Below are 19,756 nucleotides of genomic sequence, written 5' to 3' on the forward strand. Positions count from 1 at the left end.
CAACCCGCCGGGGCCGCCTTTTCCCCAAGGCCTTTTCCATGAGCACCACCCTCCAAGGACCGGCGATCTTCCTGGCGCAGTTCGCCGGTGACCAGGCGCCGTTCAACTCCTGGCCCGCGATCACGCAGTGGGCCGCCTCGCTGGGCTACCGCGGCGTCCAGGTGCCCACCTGGGACGCGCGTCTGTTCGACCTGGACCGCGCCGCCGAATCCAAGACCTGGTGCGACGAGTTCGCCGGCATCGCGCGCGAGAACGGCGTGGCGATCACCGAGCTGTCCACCCACCTGCAGGGCCAGCTGGTGGCGGTGCACCCGGCTTACGACGAGGCCTTCGACGCCTTCGCCCCCGAGGCCCTGCGCGGCAAGCCCGCCGAGCGCCAGCGCTGGGCGGTGGACCAGGTGCTGAAGGTGGCCAAGGCTTCGCAGCACCTGGGCCTGAACGCCAGCATCAGCTTCCCCGGCGCGCTGGCCTGGCCCTTCCTGTACCCGTGGCCGCAGCGGCCGGCCGGCCTGGTGGAGGCCGCCTTTGACGAGCTGGCCAAGCGCTGGATCCCGATCCTCGACGCCTACGACGAGGCGGGCGTGGACATCGCGTTCGAGCTGCACCCCGGCGAGGACCTGCACGACGGTGTCACCTTCGACATGCTGCTCGAGCGCGTGGGCGGCCACCGTCGCCTGAACATCGCCTACGACCCCAGCCACTTCGTGCTGCAGCAACTGGACTACCTGCAGTTCATCGACCTGTACCACGACCGCATCAAGGTCTTCCACGTCAAGGACGCCGAGTTCCGCCCCACCGGCCGCCAGGGCGTCTACGGCGGCTTCCAGTCCTGGCAGGACCGGGCCGGGCGCTTCCGCTCGCTGGGCGACGGCCAGGTGGACTTCAAGGCGGTGTTCTCGAAGATGGCCCAGTACGACTTCAAGGGCTGGGCGGTGCTGGAGTGGGAGTGCTGCCTGAAGCACCCGGAGCAGGGGGCCGCCGAAGGCGCGCCCTTCATCCGCGACCACATCATCCGCGTCACCGAGAAGGCCTTCGACGACTTCGCCGGCGGCGCCGCGGATCCCGCTCAACTGCGCCGCATGCTCGGGCTGAACTGACATGGTGGCTGCCAGCAAGAACACGGCAGGCCGCAAGCCGGCCAGGATCCGCCTGGGCATGGTGGGCGGTGGGCAGGGCGCCTTCATTGGCGCGGTGCACCGCATCGCGGCGCGTCTGGACGACCAGTACGAACTGGTGGCCGGCGCGCTGTCGGCCTCGCCCGACAAGGCCCTGGCCTCGGGACGCGAACTGGGCCTGGCCGACGACCGCGTCTACGACAACTACGAGGCCATGGCGCGCGCCGAGGCCGCGCGCGACGACGGCATCGAGGCGGTGGCCATCGTCACCCCCAACCACCTGCACGCGCCGATCGCCACCGCCTTCCTGAAGGCCGGCATCCACGTCATCTGCGACAAGCCGGTGACTGTGCACAGCGCCGACGCCAGGAAGCTGGCCGCGCTGGCCAGAAAGCAGGGCCTGATCTTTGCGGTCACCCACAACTACAGCGGCTACCCGATGGTGCGCCTGGCGCGCCAGATGGTGAAGGACGGCCGGCTGGGCGACGTCCGCGTGGTCCAGGCCGAGTACCCGCAGGACTGGCTGACCGAGCCGCTGGAAACCACCGGCCAGAAGCAGGCCGCCTGGCGCACCGACCCGGTCCAGGCCGGCGGCGGCGCGATCGGCGACATCGGATCGCACGCCTGGCACCTGGCCGACTACGTCAGCGGCCTGGCGCTGGCCGAGCTGTGCGCCGAGCTCAGCAGCTTCGTGCCCGGCCGTGCGGTGGATGACAATGCCCAGGTGCTGCTGCGCTACGCCAACGGCGCGCGCGGCGCGATCTGGGCCAGCCAGGTGGCGCCGGGCCACCTGAACGGTCTGCGCCTGCGGGTCTACGGCAGCCGGGGCGGCCTGGAGTGGTCGCAGGAGCAGCCCAACCAGCTGCGCTTCACGCCCTTCGGACAGCCCACGCAGTTGCTGGAGCGTGGCGGGGCCGGTTTCGGCGAGGCCGGCGCCCGGGTCAATCGCATTCCGGGCGGCCACCCGGAGGGCTACCTGGAAGCCTTTGCCACGATCTACAGCGAAGTCGCCCAGCACCTGCGCGCAGCGCGCGGCGGCAAGGCCGGCAAGCCCGACAAGGCCAGCCACTTCCCGACCATCGACGACGGCCTGCGCGGCGTGCAGTTCATCGAAGCGGTGCAGCGCTCCTCGCGGCAAGGCGGCCGCTGGGTCAAGCTGCCGACGCCGTGACGCCTCCCACCCCTCCAACGAGCACCACTATGAGCCACCAGATCCGGCGTGGGGTCAGCCTCTACAGCTTCCAGAACGACACCTTCCTGCGCCACATGACGCTGGAGGACTGCGTGCGCACCTGCGCCGAGATCGGCGCGCTGGGCATCGAGGTCGTGGGTGAACAGAGCTTCACCGGCTGGCCCGAGGTCGGCATGCCCACCGCCGAGATCGCCCACTGGCACGCGCTGATGGAGCGCTACGGCACCACCCCGGTCTGCCACGACTTCATGCTGGACTACAAACGCGTCAAGGGCCAGGTCATGCCCTTTGCCGAGCAGGTGGCCAGCGTGAAGAAGGACATCGACTTCGGCGCCGCGCTGGGCATGCGCTACATCCGCTCGCTGGTGTCGGTCGCCCCCGAGGTGCTGGTGGCCTGCGCCGGCTATGCCGAGGACAAGGGCATCACCATCCTGCTGGAGGTGCACGCGCCGCTGCACTTCGACCACCCCTGGATCGTCCGCCACGCCGAGGCCTACGAGAAGTCCGGCTCCCGGGCCCTGGGCTTCCTGCCCGACATGGGCATGTTCGTGCACCGCTTCCCGCGGGTCTGGAAGGAGCGCTTCGTCCGCAACGGTGTGCCCCGGCACATCGCAGATTACATCGAGCAGGCCTACCAGGACCGCGTGCTCAGCGAGTACGTGCTGCTGGATGTGCAGCAGATGGGCGGCACCGGCCCGGCGATCGCGATGGCCGAGACCCTGCGCCACAACGCCGCCTTCGAGCCGAAACGGATGCTCGACTTCATGCACCGCATCCACAACATCCACGGCAAGTTCTACGAGATGACCGAGGACGACGTGGAGTACTCCATCCCCTACGACGAGATCGTCGCGGTGCTGAAGCAGGGCGGCTACCAGGGCTACATCTGCTCCGAGTACGAAGGCAACCGCTGGATCGAGGACGCCCACCCGGTGCGATCGGTCGAGCAGGTGAAGCGCCAGCACCGCATGCTGTGCCGGCTGCTGGACGAGCCGATCCCTGCGGCGCTGCAGGCCTGAACGCCAAGGAGAACACCCCATGATGGATCAGCACATGCTCTGCGACGACGGCTTCGAGAACGTCGTCGAGGGCGGGCACACCACCGGCTTCGCGCTGCTGGCGCGCCTGCCCTACTACCGCGGCCTGGGCCTGTCGATGGTCGAGGACATTGCCGTCTCGATCGACGGCCAGGCCGTGCCGCGCGAGGCCGTGCGCCTGGCGCTGCGCGGCCGCAGCTGGAGCCTCGACGAGATGGAGCGCTGCTTCGACGAGAAATGGAACTTCGGCGAAAAGGCCCGCGTCCTCGTGGCGCGCCCGGGCGGCCTGGTGCCCGGCGCGCACCAGGTGGATCTGGCGATCCGCTACCGCGTCTCCTACCTGCCCTTCGTGCCGACCACCCGCACCGGCCGACCCCTCACCTTGGCGGTCTGACCCGCCACCACACGAACACACTGCCATGGCCCGCTTCTTCAAGAACGCCTTCAGCGACTACCTGATCACCCCCGAGGACTCGCGCATCACGCCCGATGGCCTGGTGCTGGACCTGCGCCTGCCCTGGTACCGCTCACTGCCGCTGTCGGTGGTGATGCCCACCCAGCTGGTGGTCGACGGCCAGACCGTGCCGCTGGACGGCGCCACCGTCGAATATGAGGGCCGGCGCTACACGCTGGCCGAGCTGCCCGAGCAGACCGGCGTGTCCTGGTTCATCCAGGACTCGGTGCTGCTGCATGTGCCCACGCCCCAGCCGCTGGCCAGCGGCCCGCACCATGTGGTCGTCACGCTGAACCTGTACCCGCCCTACATCCCGATGCTGACCCATGTGACCCGCGGTGACGCACACGTTCAGGCCGCCTGAGGGCGCGCCACCTCCACCGCACAGACGCATTGACCATGAACGCACCCCAGACCACCGCCGCGCCCAAGGGCTTCCAGCTCGGCTCCACGCTGTACAGCTTCACCAACGAGTGGCATGAGCGCCGCTACGGCTTCGAGGACCTGATCGCCGAAGTGGCCAAGCGCCAGCTCGGCCCGGGCCTGGAGATCATCGGCTTCTCCAGCATCCGCGGCTTCCCGAACGTCAGCGACGACTTTGCCGCCCGCTTCAAGGACCTGATGGCGAAGTACGGCCTGACGCCCAGCTGCCTGAGCATCAACGCCGACATGGCGATCCGCCGCGGCACGATGATGAGCATCGACGAGGCCGTGGCCTACCACGCGCCGCAGATCGAGGCCGCCGCCAAGATGGGCTTCCCGACCATCCGCTGCCAGTTCGCCGCGCCGGTGGAGGTGATCATCCGCCTGCTGCCGCTGCTGGAGAAGCACGGCATCAAGATCGGCCCGGAAGTGCACGCGCCGCTGAACCCCAGCTCGCCGCCGGTGATGGCCTGGCGCGAGGCCTATGCCAAGGCCAATTCGCCGCTGCTGGGCTTCGTGCCCGACTTCGGCTGCTGCGCCAGCCGGCTGCCCGCCACCTACATCGCCAACCTGCGCCGCCAGGAGCTGCCGGAAGACCTGATCCAGCTGGCGCTGGAGGTGTGGCAATTGCCCAAGGACGCCGGCTGGAAGCGCCAGGAGTTTGCCCGCCGCGTGGAGCCGCTGAACGCCGACCCGGCCGATGTCAGCGCGCTGGCGGTGATGTTCAACATCCTCAGCCCCGGCACCGCCGAGATGTGGAAGGAGATCATGCCGCAGGTGGTGCACGTGCACGGCAAGTTCTACGACTTCGACGACAACGGCGACGAGGCCTCGATCGACTACAACAGCATCCTGCCGGTGTTCCACGACGGCGGCTTCACCGGCTTCATGTCCAGCGAGTGGGAGGGCCACCTCTACATGCGCAACGTCGATGCCTTCGAGATGGTGGCCAAGCACCAGGCCCAGGCACGGCGCGTGATCGCCCGCCACACCGGAGCGGCGGCGTGAGCCCCATTGGTGCCCCGCTGTCAGGGCGGCGTCTTCGATACGCGTACATGGACCACTGGCGCGTCGACACGCCCCAGGGTCCGCTGTCGCAGTACAGCTCGGTGGAGCGCTTTGATGCCTTCCTGAAGCAGATCGCCGGTGTGGGCTACGAGGCCATCGAGACCTTCGACTTCCACCTGCCGGTGCTGCGCGACCTGTTCGGCTCGCTCGAGGCCGCGCGCGCCCACATGCAAAGCCGCGGCATCGACCGCGTGCTGAGCCTGTTCCATGCGGTGATGTACGACGCGCGCCAGAGCACGCCGCACGTGCGCGCCACGCACGACCGCATGGCGGGCTATGCCGAGTACATCATGAAGAGCAGCGCCGGCCTGGGCGTGCAGAACTTCATCGTCATGCCGGTCGGCCTGTACTTCGACGTGGAGCCGGTCACCGACGACAAGATCCGCGCCTGCGCCGAACTCTGGAACCGCATCGGCCAGATGACGCTGGAGGGCTACGGCGTCAAGACCTGCTGCCACCACGAGTTCTTCTGCGGCATCCGCAGCGCCGAGCAGCTGCGCAAGTTCTACGACTGGACCGACCCGCGCTATGTCTTCCTGTGCCTGGACACGGCGCAGCACGTGATCGCTGGCGTCGACCCGGTCCAGCTGTTCATCGAGCGCCGCGAGCGCGTGGCTGCCTTCCACCTGAAGGACACCCACCACGTCGATCTGAACGGCGACTACCGCCGCAAGCCCGACGCCGAGGTGATGGCGCCCACCACCGACCGCTGGTTCTACGAGATGGGCACCGAGGGCGGCCTGGTCGACTTCCCGGCGCTGTATGGCGCGATGAAGGACACCGCCTGGGCCGGCTGGGTGGGCGTGGAGCACGACAAGGCCGACGTCGGCGGCGGCAACTACCCCGAGAGCACGGCCATAGCGGCCTGGTACCTGCGCAACGTGCTGAGGCCGATTCATGACTAAGTGGGGCTACGCAATCAACCAGTGGAAAGCCGGCTTCACCGGCTTCGCCCGACTGGAACAGCACGAACGGGCGCTGAAGGTGACCTCCGCCTGCGGCTTCGACGCCATCGAGCTCAGCGCCGGCACCGGCCGCTGGGACCCGATGGGCCGGCCCGAGAACATCCTCATCAACTTCGGCTCGGTCGACCATTTCAAGCTGAAGCTGCGCGACTGGGGCATCCGCCGCGTCGCCAGCCTGTTCCTCGACCCGCTGCAGATGAGCTTCGAGGAGCTGCACCACGGCCTGGACTGCAGCGATCCCGATCACCAGGCGCTGTTGCTGCAGCAGGCCGAGGTGTTCGCCCGCTTCTTGGCCGAGGTCGATGGCGAGGTGCTGGTGGTCCGCGCACTGCCGCCCTATGGCCGCCATGGTGGACTGAGCGCCGAACGGCAAGCGGCCGCCGCGGCCTGCTGGAACGCGGTGGGGGCAATGACTGCCGCGCTGGGCGTGAAGACCGTGCTGCACCTGGACGCGCTGTCGGCGCTGCGCGGTATGGACGAGGTCGAAGCCTGGCTGCAGCAGCTGGACCCGGCCACCGTGGGCCTGGCGCTGGACACCGCCGAACTGACCATCGCCGGGCACGACGTGACGGCCTGGTACCGGCGCTTCCAGGCGCGTGTGTGGCACATCCATCTGAAGGATGCGCTGGCGGTCGACACCGACGGCGAGTACCGCGCCCCCAACGCCGAACGCGCGCTGATGCTGGCTGGCGGCCAGCGCGCCATTCCCCGCTGGTTTGGCGAACTGGGTAGCGGCCTGGTGGACTGGACCGCCTTCATGACGGCGCTGCGCGAGACCGGCTACGCCGGCTGGCTGATTGTCGAAAGCGACAAGGGCCCCGCGCCCCAGGCCGCGGCCATGATGCAGAACGCCTGGACGGTGCGGCATGTGCTGCAGCCGCTGCTGGCCTGACACCTTCACGAACGAGAACACCCCATGCAACTCTGCGCGGTCATTGAAGACCTGTACATGTTCAACGAGGCCGGTGACATCCCGGCGCGCATCCGCGCCGCCGCCGCGGCCGGCCTGACGAAGGTCGAGTTCCACATGTGGAACCAGGTCGATCTCGACGCGGTCGCGGCTGCGCTGCAGGAGACCGGCGTCCAGCTGAAGAGCATCACCGTGGGCCCGCGGGTGGGCTGCGTGGACCGCAGCAAGACCGACTTCATCGTGGAGGCGCTGGAGCGCACCATCGTCGCCTGCCGACGCCTGGGCGCCACCGACATGGTGATTGCCGGTGGCCCGGCGCTGAAGGACGCGTCGGCCGCCGAGCAGCATGATGCGATGGTGCACAACCTGAAGCACCTGGCCCCGGTCGCCGCCGCGGCCGGCATGCGCCTGCTGCTCGAGCCGCTGAACACCCGCGTCGACCACCCGGGCTTCTTCATGGCCTCGGCCATCGAGGGCCTGGACATCGTCGAAGCCGTGAACCACCCAGCGGTGCGCCTGCTCTACGACGCCTACCACGCCGAGGTGATGGGCGAGGACCACCGCCAGATCCTGCAGCGCGCCCACCTGATCGGCTACGTGCAGGTGGCCGACACCAACGGCCGCCATGAACCTGGCACCGGCACCATCGCCTGGGCCACCTGGCTGGCCGACCTGAAGGCCGCCGGCTACACCGGTGACATCGGCCTGGAGTACCGCCCGAGCAACGGCACCCTGGCCTCGCTGCAGCGCACGCGCGAGGTCTTCGGCATCGCGGGGGCCGCGGCGTGAAGCTGATCCCCTGCATCGAGATGCTCTACAAGGCCGAGCATCCCGACTTCCTCGACCGCTTCCGCGCGGCCCAGGCCGACGGCTTCGACGCCGTGGACACCTGGCTCTGGCGCGACAAGCCGATCGATGCCATGGTCGATGTGGTGGCCGAGACCGGCGTGCAGGTGTTCAGCCTGTGCGCCGACCCGCGCGCCAGCCTGGTCCAACCGGCCGAGCACGCCACCGTGCTGGGCGCGGTGCGCGATGCAGTGCCGGTGGCCCGGCGCGTGAATAGCCAACTGAAGGGTGCCGGTCCGGCCGCCCGCATCATCCTGGCTTCGGGCTTCTCGGTGCCTGGCCTGGCCGAGGCCGAGCAGCGCGCCAACATCGTCGGCGTGCTGCGCGAGGCCGCCCGCATCGCCGCCGATGGCGGCGTTGAGCTGCTGCTGGAGCCGGTGCACATGGTCATCGGCGGGAACCTGATGGCGGTGCACAGCGTGCGCCAGGGCCTGGACATCGTCGAGGCGGTGGACCACCCGGCGCTGCGCCTGCTGGCCGACGTCTACCACGGCGCTGTCAGTGGCGAGACCTTCGCCCAGGCCTTCGCCGACCGCACCGAACTCATCAGCCATGTGCAGGTGGCTGACTTCGAAGGCCGCCACGAACCCGGCACCGGCCAGCTGGACTGGTCGGGTCTGCTGCCCCTGCTGCGCCAGCGCGGCTACACCGGCGCCATCGGCCTGGAGTACCTGCCCACGCTGCCGATCGATCAATCACTGGCGCTGACGCGCCGCCACCTGGGCCTGTAAGCCCGCCAAGGAACACCCACGCATGAACACGCCCCTGCCTGCCACCGCCGATCTGGCGGCCCACATCGCGGCTCTTGAGGCCCGCGTCGCCCGCGCCGAAGCGCGCGGCGAGGTGGAGAACCTGTTCTCCAACTACATGCACCTGCACAACGGCTACGAGGACGCCCGGATCATCGACATGTGGGTCAAGCCCGGCACGCCGGGCATGCGCGCCCAGTACTCGAACAAGGGCATCTACACCAGCTGGGAGACGATCACCGAATACCACCGCGGCCGCCCCTCGCCGGTGGGCAAGCTGCTGCTGCACTACAGCACCACGCCGTCGATCCAGGTGGCGGCCGATGGCCGCAGCGCGCGCGGCATCTGGATCGTCGGTGGGGTGGAATCGGGCCTGACCGACCCCGCCCAGGCCGCCAACGCGCCTGAGTTCCTGTACGAGAAGGACCTGGTCAACGGCCAGAAGGTCTGGGCCCACTGGGTGGCGATGAAGTACGAGATGCATGCGCTGCTGCAGGACGGCGTCTGGAAGATCTGGCGCTTCCGCTGCTTCGAGGTCTTCCGCGCGCCCTATGGCCGCAACTGGATCGACTTTGCCGCCTGCACCGAGGCCGTGCCCGACTTCCAGCGCTTCCACGAGAACCTGGCCTACTTCGGCCACGACGGCAAGCCGGTGTGGTTGCCCGACACCGACCGGCCCGCCGAGGACTTCTACCAGGCCTACAGCACCCAGACCGCGCAGGCCGTGGTGCCGCGTCCGCCCGCGCCCTACGACACCGACCCCGAGACCCCCGCCGCCTGAACGGCTGTTGCCCATGACCCAAGAACACTTCGACGCGATCGTCGTCGGCTCCGGCGCCACCGGCGGCATCGCCGCCAAGGAACTCACCGAGGCCGGTCTGAACGTGCTGGTGCTGGAAGCCGGCGGCCCGCTGCCCGAGGCCCAGTTCGAAGCCGCCGCCAAGGCCCAGTTCGCCGCCATCGGCTCCTGGGCCCGCATCAAGGCTGGCCTGAGCGGCCAGCACAAGCAGGCGCTGACCTCGTTCTACTCGCCCGAGAAGGCCTTCCTGTTCGTCAACGACAACGAGCACCCTTACGAGTCGCCGCAGGACTTCTACCTGTGGCTGCGCGGCAAGCAGGTGGGCGGCCGCTTCCTGTCCTGGGGGCGGGTGGCGCTGCGCATGTCGGACTACATCTTCAAGTTCAAGAGCCATGAAGGGCAGGGCTTCGACTGGCCGATCAGCTACGCCGACCTGGCGCCCTACTACGAGCGGGTCGAGCGCACGCTGGGCGTGGTGGGCAACGACGACGGCATCGACTACTGCCCGTCGGGCAGCTATGCCAAGGCCGCCGGCCTGAGCCGCGCCGAGCAGCAGTTCAAGCAGCGCGTCGAGGCCCGCTGGGGCGACGCCAAGGTCATGGCCTGGCGCTATGTGCGCAAGGAAGCCACGCCGGTCGATGCCAACGGCCACCGCACCACCGTGCCTCTGGCCGCCGCGGCCGCCACCGGGCGACTGACGCTGCGCGCCCACTCGCCGGTCGAGCGCGTCAACACCGACGCACGCACCGGCCGCGCCACCGGCGTCACCTACATCGACAAGGCCACCGGCACACGCCACGAGGCGCGTGCCAACGTGGTGATGCTGTGCGCCTCCACCATCGAGAGCATCCGCCTGCTGCTCAACTCCGGCGGCGGCCAGCACCCGCACGGCCTGGGCAATGCGTCAGGCCTGGTGGGGCGCTACTTCATGGACCAGATGCTGACGCTGGGCTTCGGCACCGTGCCGGGCTTCAAGGGCGGTGAACTGGTCGACGGCACCTCGCCGGCCGACAACCACGGCGGCATCTACATCCCGCGCTTCCGGCAACTGCGCCGGCCGGGCGAGCTGGGCTATGCCGGCGGCTTCAATCTGCAGGGCATCGTCGGCCGGCCGATGCTGCCGCCGGAGATGGACTCGGTCTTCGGCCTCACCGGCCACGGCGAGATCCTGCCGCACGCCGAGAACCAGGTGCGCCTGGCCGCCCGCCGCGACCGCCTGGGCGTGCCCATCCCCTCGGTCAGCGTGCGCCTGCGCGACAACGACCTGAAGCTGCTGCGCGACCAGGTCGACACGCAGAAGGCGATGATGCAGGAGGCCGGCCTGTCGCCCGACTTCCTGATCAGCCCGCTGGGCATCAGCTCGGACGGCCCGTTCATGCCGAACAACAAGTGGTACGAGCGGCTGATGTTCCGCCTGGCCTACAAGCGCAGCGTGGCGGTGGGCGGTGCGATCCACGAGTGCGGCGGCGCCCGCATGGGCAGCGATCCGGCCAGTTCGGTGCTCAACGCGCACAACCAGGTCTGGGGTGCGCCCAATGTGTTCGTCACCGACAGCAGCTGCTTCGTGACCAACGGCACCTGCGGACCGACGCTGACCACGATGGCGCTGACCGCGCGCGCCTGCGCCTACATTGCCAGCGAGTACGGCCACTCGGCCGAGCTGCGCGCCTGAGACCCACACCATGGAGACAGCCATGAACACGCCACGCCGCGCCGGCATCGCCCAAGGGCTGGTGATCATCCTGATCGGCCTGCTGCCGATGATGGCGATCGTCACGCTGATGCCCATCGTCCCCGCACTGGTGAAGAACTTCCAGCATGTGCAGGGCATCCAGACGCTGGCGCCGCTGGTGCTGTCGGCGCCGGGCCTGTGCGTGGCGCTGTTCTCGCCCTTCGCCGGCACGCTGACCGACCGCATCGGCCGACGCCGGCTGCTGCTGATCTTCACCACGCTCTATGGCCTGGGCGGCGTTCTGCCCTACTTCGTCACCAGCTTCGAGGCGCTGTTCGCCGGCCGGCTGCTGCTGGGCGTGGGCGAGGCCTTCATCCTCACCGTGGGCAACGCGCTGCTGGGCGACTACTTCGAGAAGGAAGAGCGCGCCAAGTGGCTGATGTGGCAGAGCCTGACCGGCCCGGCCGCTGGCGTCTTCCTGGTCACCACCAGTGGCCGCCTGTCGATGCTGGAATGGAACCTGCCCTTCCTGATCTACGGCCTGGCGCTGCTGCTGGCGGTCTTCGCCTTCTTCACCGCCTACGAGCCCGACCGCAGCGGCCAACAGGCGGTGAACGAGCCGGGCACGGCGACAATGATGGCCTTCCCCAGCGGGCTGATGGTGCGCATCGCGGCGTCCACGTTCGCGCTGTCGGCGCTGTATTTCGTCTACACACTGCAGTTCTCGCTGGCGCTCGACGAGATGGGCGTCAAGAAGGGGAGCGAGCTGGGCAACTACACGGCGGTGGCCAGCATCGGCGTGCCGGTCGGGGCGCTGCTGTTCAAGCTGGTCTCCAAGCGCAGCAACGCGGCGCAGTTCACCGTGGTCTTCTCGCTGCTGGGGCTGGGCATGGTGGGCATCGGTCTGAACCTGGGCCTGGAGCCGGCGATCGCCTGCGCCTTCGTGCAGCAGCTGGGCGCCGGCATGGTGATTCCGGTGCTGATCAGCTGGAGCCTGCGCGAGCTGCCCGAGCGCTTCCGCGGCCGCGGCATGGGCTGGTGGTGCAGCGCCTTCTTCCTGGGCCAGTTCGTCTCGCCCTTTTTCGTGACCTTCGTGCGCGGCTGGGCCGGCAGCCTGCTCAACACCTTCGTGGTCTGCGGCCTGATCTGCATCGTCATCGCGCTGAGCCAGGGCTTGAGCCACCGGCGCGCGATGCTGGTGCCGGCGCGCTGAGCGGGCGTCCCTGCTGAATGTCCCTGGCCTCCCGGCTGCGGCCGGGGGCTGGCCACGCCTTTGCCTGATCCATGAGCCTGCCCACCCTGTCCAGCACTGCGCCACCCCTGGTGGGTCGGCGCCGCACCTGGGCCTTCGCCATCGTCGCCATCGCCTTCGTGATGGATCTGCTGGACGTCACCATCGTCAACGTGGCGCTGCCGGCCATCGGCCGGTCGCTGCAGGCCGGGCATGCGCAGGTGGCCTGGATCGTCGCCGGCTATGCGCTGGCCTTTGCCGTGCTGCTGGTGATCGGCGGCCGGCTGGGCGACCTGTACGGCCACCGCACGATGTTCCTGTGCGGCGTGGGCAGCTTCACGCTGGCCTCGGCGGCCTGTGGCCTGGCGGGTTCGGCTGATGCGCTGGTGCTGGCGCGGCTGGCGCAGGGCGCCTGCGCCGCCATCATGGTGCCGCAGGTGCTGACGCTGATGCAGGCGATGTACGCGCCGCACGAACGCATGCGCGCCTTCACCATCTTCGGTCTGCTGGGCGGCGTGTCGTCGGCGCTGGGGCCGGTGGTCGGGGGACTGATGGTGGACGCCAACCTGGCGGGCCTGGGCTGGCGGCTGGTGTTCCTGATCAACCTGCCGGTGGGGCTGCTGGCCATCGCGGGCGCGCTGCGCCTGCTGCCGCAGGACCCGCCACAGCCCGGCACCGTGCTGGACCTGGGCGGCACGCTGTGGTGCCTGGCGGCGGCGGTGGCCTGGGCGGTGCCGCTGGTGCAGGGGCCCGAGCAGGGCTGGACGCTGCCGCTGTTCGCGCTGCTGGCCTGTGCGCCCGGCTTCACGCTCGGCCTGTGGCAGCACTGTCGCCGGCTGGAGGCCCGCGGCGGGCAGCCGATCGTGCAACCCTCGCTGCTGGAGGACCGTGGCTACCGGCTCGGGCTGGGGCTGTCGCTGCTGTGCACCGGGGTGCTGCCGGCCTACCTGTTCGTGATGACCCTGGCCTGGCAGCTGGGCGCTGGTCTCAGCGCCACGCAGATGTCACTGTTGTCGATGCCGATTGCGCTGGGTGTGATGCTCAGCGTCAGCACGCTGGGCCGCATCGCCTTCCAGCGCCTGGGCGGCCGTTGCATCGGCCTGGGCCTGGGCATCCAGGCGCTGGGCATCGCCCTGATGGCGGTGATCAGCGCCGGCGGGCTGGGCGAGCCGGTGCAACAGGTGCTGGCGCCGCCGGGCCTGCTGGCGCAGGGCCTGCTGGGCCTGGGCGTGGGTTTCATCGGGCCGCCGCTGACCGCGGTCACGCTGCAGTCGGTGCCGCGTGCGCAGGCCGGTGGGGCCTCGGGGGCGGTCAACGCGGGCCGGCAGTTCGCGGCGGTGCTGGCGATCGCGCTGGTGGCGGCGCTGCTGCCCAGCGGACCCGGCCAGGCCTTCACGCCGCGCACGCTGCTGCAGGCGCTGCCGGTGCTGATGGGCTTGCTGCTGTTGAGCATGGGCCTGGCCTGGCGGCTGCCCGCCGTGCCGCCAACCCCCGTGCCCGCAGCGGCGCACTGACGACTCAGGAGGAACCACCGATGTCACAACACCCCCCCATACGCTGGGCCGTGGTCGGCAGCGGCGGCATCGCGCGCCGCACCGTGGGTGACCTGCGCCTGTGCGACGGGGCGCAGGTGGTGGCGATCTGCTCGCGCTCGCGCGAACGCGCCGAGGCCTTCGCGCAGGCGCATGGCCTGCCGCTGGCCTTCGATGACTTCGCCCGGCTGTGCGCCAGCGACCAGGTCGATGCGCTCTACATCGGCACCCCGCACGCCACCCACTTCGCACTGGCCAGCCAGGCGCTGCGCGCCGGCAAGCATGTGCTGTGCGAGAAGCCACTGACCATGACCGCCGACGAGACCCGCGAGCTGGGCCGCCTGGCGCAGGCGCACGGCGCCTTCCTGATGGAAGCGATGTGGATGAAGTTCAGCCCGGCCATGCGCAAGGCGGCCGAGCTGGTCGCCGCCGGCGCTATCGGCGAGCCGCGGCTGCTGCAGGCCGGCCTGGGCTACCCGGTGCCGCCCGATGGCCCGGCGCGCTTCTGGGACCCGGCGCTGGGGGGCGGCGCGCTGTATGACATGGGTGTCTACACGATCACGCTGGCGCAGATGTACCTGGGCGAGCTGGCCGAGATTTCGGTCACCGGCACGATGCGGCCTGACGGCGTGGACCTGGAGGAGGCCATCACGCTGCGCTACGCCGGTGGCGCGCTGGCCCAGCTGAGCACCTCCATCACGTCGCTGATCCCGCCGCGCGGCTGGCTCAGCGGCCGTCGGGGTGCGATCGACTTCCTGGAGCCGCTGTTCTCACCAGCGGGCTTCAAGCTGATCACGGGCCAGCCGCCAGCGCCGCCCCAGGTGGAGCAGCTGGACTTCCCGCGCGAGGGCGCCGGCTATGTGCCCATGTTCCGCGCCGTCAATGCCGCCATCCTGGCGGGTGCCACCGGGCATCCGCTGCACCCGGTCGAGGCCAGCGCCGAGGTGTTGTCCATCATGCAGGCCATCCAGGCCCAGCTGGCCAGCGAACGCGATGCGCGCCAGTCGCGCTGAGCTGCCGCACCCCTCTGCGAGGCGCCCCCAGGGCGAGATGCCATGTCCACTGTCTTTTCGGAACTGCCGACGGTCCGCTACGAAGGTCCGTCCTCCACCAACCCCTTCGCCTTCCGTTGGTACGACGCCCAGCGCGTGGTGCTGGGCAAGACCCTGGCCGAACACCTGCGCCCCGCGGTCTGCTACTGGCACAGCTTCTGCTGGGGCGGGCAGGACCCGTTCGCGCTGGGCGGCCCGCTGTTCGACCGCCCCTGGTTCAGCGGCGCGCCGCTGGCCGCGGCGCAGCTGAAGCTGGACAACGCCTTCGACTTCTTCCGCCGTCTGGGTCTGCCCTTCTGGTGCTTCCATGACCGCGATGTGGCCCCGGAAGGCGCCACGCTGCGCGAATCGAATGCCCTGCTCGATGCGGTGCTGGAGCGCGCCGCGCGCCAGATGCAGGACAGCGGCGTGCGCCTGCTGTGGGGCACGGCCAACCTGTTCTCGCACCCGCGCTACATGAGCGGTGCCGCCACCAACCCCGATCCCGAGGTCTTCGCCTACGCCGCCGCACAGGTCAAGCATGCGATCGAGTGGACGCACCGCCTGGGCGGCGCCAACTATGTGCTGTGGGGCGGCCGTGAGGGCTACGAGAGCCTGCTCAACACGGACCTGAAGCGCGAGCTGGACCAGTACGGCCGCTTCCTGGCCGCGGTGGTGGAACACAAGCACCGGATCGGCTTCACCGGCACCATCCTGATCGAGCCCAAGCCGCAGGAGCCCACCAAGCACCAGTACGACTACGACAGTGCCACGGTGGACGGCTTCCTGCGCCGCTACGGCCTGCAGGGCGAGGTCAAGCTCAACCTGGAGGTCAACCACGCCACGCTGGCCGGCCACAGCTTCGAGCACGAGGTGGCCACCGCCGCCGCGCTGGGCCTGCTGGGCTCGATCGACGCCAACCGCGGCGACGAGCAGCTGGGCTGGGACACCGACCAGTTCCCCAACAACCATGTGCAGCTGGTGCCGGCGATGCTGGAGATCATCCGCCACGGCGGCCTGGGGCAGGGCGGCATGAACTTCGACGCCAAGGTGCGTCGCCAGAGCATCGACCCCGAAGACCTGCTGATCGGCCACATCGGCGGCATCGACACGCTGGCGCGCGCCTTCCTGTGCGCGGCCGAGCTGCATGCGTCGGGCGAGCTGGAACGGGCGGTGGAGCAGCGCTACGCCGGCTGGCAGGGCGAGCTGGGCCAGGCCATCCTGGGCGGCGCCAGCCTGGAGACGCTGGCCCAGCGTGTTCAGGCGCAGGACCTGTCGCCGCTGCCGCGCTCGGGCCGCCAGGAGCGGCTGGAGAACCTGGTCAACCGCTTCGTCTGAGCCGGGGGTGGTGATGCGACTGCGTGTGTCTGCGCGCCTGCTCGCGCTGGGGTGGCTGCTGGGTGCGTCGGCCCTGTCGGCGCAGCCCGCGCCGGAACCGCTGCGCCCCGAGGTGGCCAAGCCGCTGCAGGCGGCACAGGAGGCCATCCGCGCCGGCCAGGGGGCCCAGGCGCTGGCGCACGTGCGCGTGGCCGAGGCCGTGGCCCAGCCCAACGCGCAGGAGCGCTACCTGATCCTGCGCCTGCGCGCGCCGGCCGCCGCACTGGCGGGCGAGCACAGCCAGGCGTTGGCGGACTTCGAGGCGGTGCTGGCCAGCGACCGCCTGCCGGCAACCGAGCGCCCGGCGCTCTGGCAGGCGCTGCTGCAGACCGCGCAGCGCGCCAACGACCCCGCCGCCGTGGTGCGCGTGGTCCGTGCCCAGCAGGCCGAAGGCGCGCGCGAGCCGCGCCTGTGGCTGGCCCTGGCCCAGGCCCAGACCACGCTGAAGAACGATGCCGGCGTGGTTCAGGCGCTGCAGGGCCTGGTGGCCGACGATGAGGCCGCCGGCCGGCCCAGCGCCGAGGCACCGCTGAAGCTGCTGGCCGCCACCCAGCTGCGCCAGGGCGATGAGGCGGCCTACGTGGCCACGCTGGAACGGCTGCTGCGCCACCACCCGCAGCCCGCCTACTGGGCCGACCGGCTGGCGCGCCTGCGCGCCGCGCCGGGCTTTCCGCCACGGCTGCTGCTTGACAGCTGGCGCCTGGCGCGCCAGGCCAGTGCGCTGCTGGAAGCAGACGACGTGGCCGAGCTGCTGCGACTGGCGGTGCAGGCCGGCCTGCCGGCCGAGGCGCTGGCGGTGCTGGACGAGGCGCTGAGCCGCGGTCTGCTGAGCGCCAGTTCGGCCGAGGCTGCGCGCCGCCCGGCGCTGCAGCGGGCGCTGGCACAGGACCAGGCCGGGCTGGCTGGCAGCGAGGCCGACGCACGCCGGGCCCCCGACGGCCAGGCGCTGCTCAACCTCGGTCAGGCGATGGTCTCGATGGGCCAGACCGAGCCCGGCCTGCAGCGCATGGCCGAGGCCCTGGCCCGCGGCGGCCTGCGCCAACCCGACGAGGCGCGGCTGCGCCTGGCGGTGGCGCGCTGGCAGGCCGGCCAGGCCGAGGCCGCGCGCAGCGAGTGGCGCGCGCTGGCCGCCGGCCCCGCCGGTCCGGTGGCCGACCTGGCGCGGCTGTGGGGGCTGCTGGCCGCGCGCTGAGGCCAGGGTGGCGCGCTCAGAGGATGTTGCGCAGCACCTGCACCACGTCCGAGATGCGCGGCACGGCGGCCTCGACCAGTTCCTCGCGTGAGCGCGGCGACATCGTCGTCGTCAGGCCAATCGCGCCGACGCACTGGCCGCGCGCGTTCTTCACCGGCATCGCCAGGCCGCGCAGGCCCGGCGTCAGCTGCTGCTCGGTGACCCAGTAGCCCAGCGCGCGGGCGGTCTGCACATCGGCCAGGAAGCGCTGCGGGTCGGTGGTGGTGCGGGGCGTGAAGGCGCTGAACGCGTGGGCGGCGATCCAGTGGGCCAGCCGGGCCTCGCTGAAGGTGGACAGGATGGCCACGCCCGGTGTCACCACGTGCGCCGGCACCCGCGCGCCGACCGGGAAGCCGATCGTCATCATCTGGTTCGACAGGCTGCGCGCCACATAGACCACCTCGTGCTCGTCGAGCACGCTGAAGTTGATGTTGTCGCCCAGCTCCTGGGACAGGCGCTGCACGAAGGGCTGCACCAGCCGCGGGATGCGCGCCGCCCCCAGGTAGCTCTGGCCCAGCCGCAGCACGCGCGGCGCCAGCCAGAAATGCTTGCCGTCGGTGTCGGCGTAGCCGAAGTGCACCAGGCTCAGCAGGTAGCGGCGCGCCGCGGTGCGGGTCATCGCGGCCAGGTCGGCGGCCTCCGAGGCGGTCAGGCGCGGGTGGTCTTCGTCGAAGGCCTCGATGACGCGCAGGCCCTTGCCCAGGCCTTCAATGATGTCGGCCTGGCGGATCGCGGCCGGGCGGTGCGGGCGGGTCGGCATGGCAGGGTCGGGGGATTCCCGCGAAGCGAACGAAGATCGCGCGTGGTGCGCGATTATCGCGCAAACCCGGCGGCGCGCTCTTGTGGCGCCCAGGCCGCATGCCTATCGTGCGGCCCGCTGGCATCGCCCAGGGGCGACCGGCACACACCCTGACCGACACCCATTCCCCGGCCCAGAAGCGGCGTCGGCCGGGGAGGGCGGAGCCTTGCCGGCTCAGCCTCCGCAGGCGCCGTCCACCTGACACCGAAGAAAGCCCCTCCATGAAGCACAAGCCCCTCGTCCTGGCCGCCGCGCTGGCCGCCACCGCTGGCCTGGCCCAGGCCCAGTCCAGCGTCACGCTGTTCGGTCTGGTCGATGCCAACGTCACCCGCTACCGTGCGGGCAGCCAGTCCGGCAGCCCGTCGGACATCGCGCTGAACGATGGCACGACCAACGGCCTGAACGGCTCGCGCTGGGGCCTGCGCGTCAGCGAGGATCTGGGCGGCGGCCTCAAGGTCGGCGTGCTGCTGGAAGGTGGCCTGTCGCTGGCCAACGGCACCGCGCTGCAGGGCGGGCGCAGCTTCGGCCGCCAGTCCTACCTGTCGCTGGGCGGCTCGGTGGGCGAACTGCGTGTGGGCCGCCAGTACATCCTGTCCGACGGCGTGCTGGGCCAGAGCAACCCCTACGGCAACGCGCTGACGCTGAATCCCGGCACCGGGGTCACCAACGTTGGCAAGGCGCTGCCCTTCTTCCTGAACGCACCGCGGGTGGATGGCGCGCTGACCTACATCAGCCCCACGCTGGCCGGTTTCCAGTTCTCGGCCCAGATCACCGATGCCACGGCCACCTACGACCGCTTCCACGGCCTGAAGCTGCAGTATGCCGACGGCCCGCTGTACGCCGCGCTGACGCACGAGTGGAACACCTCGCGCAAGACCGACGACAGCGTCAACCAGTCGACCACCTTGGCGATGAACTACAACGTTGGCGCCTTCAAGCTGCTGGGCGGCCTGCAACGCAACCGCGATCTGGCACTGGGCTCGGGCAATGGTGCCTTCACCGGCGCCAACCTGTCGGTCACCGGCAGCGCCGGCACTTTCGTCGCCGATCGCTCGGACGGCTGGACGCTGGGCGCTGAAGTGCCGATGGGCCCGTGGCTGTTCGGCGGGAACTACACCGTCGTCAAGTACGCGGCGGCCGGCGGCGCCAGCCAGAACCTGGGCAAGTTCGCGCTGGGCGCGCGCTACGGGCTGTCGAAGAGCAGCTTCCTGTACACCTCGGCGTCGACCGCCACCGGCGACCTGAAGGACCACATCGCCCAGCGCTCGGCCATGCAGCTGGGCATGCGCACGGCGTTCTGAGCGGGCCACGGCATGGGCGACGAA

General features: G+C 70.3%; 19 protein-coding genes. 18 read left to right on the top strand and 1 reads right to left on the bottom strand.

The genetic code is table 11. From position 1 onward, the window contains the following. Positions 1–38 precede the first annotated feature (38 nt). From KAK07_RS19225 to KAK07_RS19305, 17 genes are all read left to right on the top strand, one after another. The gene (locus KAK07_RS19225; RefSeq protein WP_210862651.1) at positions 39–1,097 is read left to right on the top strand and encodes a sugar phosphate isomerase/epimerase family protein; all 1,059 of its coding nucleotides are present in this window, start codon (positions 39–41) and stop codon (positions 1,095–1,097) included. 1 nt (position 1,098) lies between these two features. Then, a complete protein-coding gene (locus tag KAK07_RS19230; protein ID WP_210862653.1) occupies positions 1,099–2,286 on the top strand; it encodes a Gfo/Idh/MocA family protein in 1,188 nt (395 codons plus the stop codon). 29 nt (positions 2,287–2,315) lie between these two features. Continuing rightward, complete coding sequence (locus KAK07_RS19235; protein WP_210862655.1) at positions 2,316–3,326, top strand: sugar phosphate isomerase/epimerase family protein; 1,011 nt, start codon at positions 2,316–2,318, stop codon at positions 3,324–3,326. A gap of 19 nt (positions 3,327–3,345) precedes the next feature. After that, on the top strand, positions 3,346–3,738 hold the full coding sequence (locus tag KAK07_RS19240; RefSeq protein WP_210862657.1) for a C-glycoside deglycosidase beta subunit domain-containing protein: 393 nt from the start codon (positions 3,346–3,348) through the stop codon (positions 3,736–3,738). Between the two features lie 25 nt (positions 3,739–3,763). Further along, positions 3,764–4,162: a C-glycoside deglycosidase beta subunit domain-containing protein gene (locus tag KAK07_RS19245; RefSeq protein WP_210862659.1), complete on the top strand. Its 399-nt coding sequence runs from the start codon at positions 3,764–3,766 to the stop codon at positions 4,160–4,162. 35 nt (positions 4,163–4,197) lie between these two features. Next, positions 4,198–5,229, top strand: a complete 1,032-nt coding sequence (locus KAK07_RS19250) for a sugar phosphate isomerase/epimerase family protein (RefSeq protein ID WP_210862661.1) — start codon at positions 4,198–4,200, stop codon at positions 5,227–5,229. A 47-nt stretch (positions 5,230–5,276) separates the two neighbouring features. Beyond that, positions 5,277–6,194: a sugar phosphate isomerase/epimerase family protein gene (locus KAK07_RS19255; RefSeq protein WP_210862663.1), complete on the top strand. Its 918-nt coding sequence runs from the start codon at positions 5,277–5,279 to the stop codon at positions 6,192–6,194. Then, entirely contained in the window at positions 6,187–7,146 is a 960-nt protein-coding gene (locus KAK07_RS19260; protein WP_210862665.1) for a sugar phosphate isomerase/epimerase family protein, read from the top strand. Before KAK07_RS19255 ends, KAK07_RS19260 begins: the two co-directional genes overlap by 8 nt. Before the next feature lie 24 nt (positions 7,147–7,170). Beyond that, positions 7,171–7,953, top strand: coding sequence for a TIM barrel protein (locus KAK07_RS19265; protein WP_210862667.1), 783 nt, complete (start codon positions 7,171–7,173; stop codon positions 7,951–7,953). Continuing rightward, positions 7,950–8,741: a TIM barrel protein gene (locus tag KAK07_RS19270; protein ID WP_210862669.1), complete on the top strand. Its 792-nt coding sequence runs from the start codon at positions 7,950–7,952 to the stop codon at positions 8,739–8,741. The genes KAK07_RS19265 and KAK07_RS19270 overlap by 4 nt, the downstream gene beginning before the upstream one ends. 22 nt (positions 8,742–8,763) lie before the next feature. Further along, positions 8,764–9,540 carry a nuclear transport factor 2 family protein gene (locus tag KAK07_RS19275; RefSeq protein ID WP_210862671.1) on the top strand — a complete coding sequence of 259 codons (777 nt, stop codon included), beginning with the start codon at positions 8,764–8,766 and terminating at the stop codon, positions 9,538–9,540. A gap of 13 nt (positions 9,541–9,553) precedes the next feature. Then, positions 9,554–11,230: a GMC family oxidoreductase gene (locus tag KAK07_RS19280; RefSeq protein WP_210862673.1), complete on the top strand. Its 1,677-nt coding sequence runs from the start codon at positions 9,554–9,556 to the stop codon at positions 11,228–11,230. A 22-nt stretch (positions 11,231–11,252) separates the two neighbouring features. Beyond that, the gene (locus KAK07_RS19285) at positions 11,253–12,443 is read left to right on the top strand and encodes an MFS transporter (protein ID WP_210862676.1); all 1,191 of its coding nucleotides are present in this window, start codon (positions 11,253–11,255) and stop codon (positions 12,441–12,443) included. Between the two features lie 71 nt (positions 12,444–12,514). Next, complete coding sequence (locus KAK07_RS19290; protein ID WP_210862677.1) at positions 12,515–13,975, top strand: MFS transporter; 1,461 nt, start codon at positions 12,515–12,517, stop codon at positions 13,973–13,975. 20 nt (positions 13,976–13,995) lie between these two features. After that, positions 13,996–15,006, top strand: a complete 1,011-nt coding sequence (locus KAK07_RS19295) for a Gfo/Idh/MocA family protein (RefSeq protein ID WP_210862679.1) — start codon at positions 13,996–13,998, stop codon at positions 15,004–15,006. A 42-nt stretch (positions 15,007–15,048) separates the two neighbouring features. After that, positions 15,049–16,362: a xylose isomerase gene (gene xylA, locus KAK07_RS19300; protein WP_210862681.1), complete on the top strand. Its 1,314-nt coding sequence runs from the start codon at positions 15,049–15,051 to the stop codon at positions 16,360–16,362. A gap of 10 nt (positions 16,363–16,372) precedes the next feature. Beyond that, entirely contained in the window at positions 16,373–17,593 is a 1,221-nt protein-coding gene (locus tag KAK07_RS19305; protein ID WP_210862683.1) for a hypothetical protein, read from the top strand. Positions 17,594–17,609: 16 nt separating this feature from the next. On the opposite strand, the gene KAK07_RS19310 is transcribed toward KAK07_RS19305, so the two are convergent. Then, the gene (locus KAK07_RS19310) at positions 17,610–18,392 is read right to left on the bottom strand and encodes an IclR family transcriptional regulator domain-containing protein (RefSeq protein ID WP_210862685.1); all 783 of its coding nucleotides are present in this window, start codon (positions 18,390–18,392) and stop codon (positions 17,610–17,612) included. A 260-nt stretch (positions 18,393–18,652) separates the two neighbouring features. Between KAK07_RS19310 and KAK07_RS19315 the strand changes: the two genes are divergently transcribed. Beyond that, positions 18,653–19,732 (top strand): porin, encoded by a 1,080-nt coding sequence (locus KAK07_RS19315; RefSeq protein WP_210862687.1) that lies wholly within the window; start codon positions 18,653–18,655, stop codon positions 19,730–19,732. The last annotated feature ends 24 nt before the right edge of the window (positions 19,733–19,756 follow it).

Source organism: Ideonella alba, assembly GCF_018069875.1.
Classification (GTDB): domain Bacteria; phylum Pseudomonadota; class Gammaproteobacteria; order Burkholderiales; family Burkholderiaceae_C; genus Ideonella; species Ideonella alba.